Origin of the sequence: Leucobacter soli (assembly GCF_042659205.1) — a bacterium.
Classification (GTDB): Bacteria; Actinomycetota; Actinomycetes; order Actinomycetales; family Microbacteriaceae; genus Leucobacter; species Leucobacter soli.
On sequence record NZ_JBHSRW010000418.1, the window covers coordinates 1 to 988 of the forward strand.

The 988-nt window shown below is 74.1% G+C and carries 1 pseudogene; it reads left to right on the top strand.

Annotation, left to right across the window (positions count from 1 at the left end):
- Nucleotides 1–988, top strand: a pseudogene (locus ACFPZL_RS13640) (hypothetical protein); the annotation flags it as partial.

Below are 988 nucleotides of genomic sequence, written 5' to 3' on the forward strand. Positions count from 1 at the left end.
CGGGCCGAGGTCGACGTGCCGACGCGCACGGATCCGCGAAGCGCGACACCCGATCTGCTCGAGGGCGCGCGCCGCGACGACGACGGCGCCGCCTTCACGCGCGAACTGCTCGAGGCCGTGATCGGCACCGCGGACCCGTTCACCGCCGCGCTCGGTCTCCGCACCCTCTCCCAGGATCTCCCACCCTCTCTGCCAGCGAAGGATCGGCTCGCGATGCGCACCGGCGGCATCGCCTCGCTCGGTCTGCCCTGGGCCGTGCTACCGATGGCGAGGCGCTGGCTGCGCGAACGGGTCGCGCACCTGGTGCTTGCGGTGAAGCCGCCGAGCGAGACGGAGGCGCTCCCGGAGCGACTCGGGACCGTGCTGCGGGCGAATCGGGAGGCCGGCTTCGATACCGTGCTCGCCTTGGGCGGCGAACCGGTGCTCGGCCCCGCCGGCGCCCGCCGGGAGCTGGAACGCTTGCGTCGGCTCGCCCGCGATCCCGGGGTTGCGCGCCTCGCGGTCGATCCTGCGCGTCTGGTGCCGTCGTCGTCGACCGCAACCGGATGCTGGGCGCTCGACACGGACGCCGTGCAGGGAGCCGCGGCTCTGCGTTCCCTGCTCGAGGTGGCCCGGGAGCACGGAACTGTCGTGGTCCTCGAACCGAGCGACTACCGCGGTGCATTGCTCGCGCCCGAGATGCTCCTGGGCGCGCTGACCGCCCCGGCGGCGGGGGGAGCCAGGGGACCCGATCCCGACTTCGACTTCGCGCGCACCGGCCTGCATCTGCCGGCCGAGTTGCCGGAGGCGACGGAGATCGCGGAGCGGATGATCCGGTTCTCGCAGGAGCGCGTCGGGGTCGGGGCGGAGCCGCTGGAGCTCGTCGTCGGCGAGCTGGGCCTCGCACCGCGCGAGCAGATCGCCTCCCTGCTGAGCGGGCTCGCCGTGCCCACGCTGGATGACCGCGAAGCCGTGCACGCGCAGCTGCTCCGTCTGGTCGGTGCCGCGC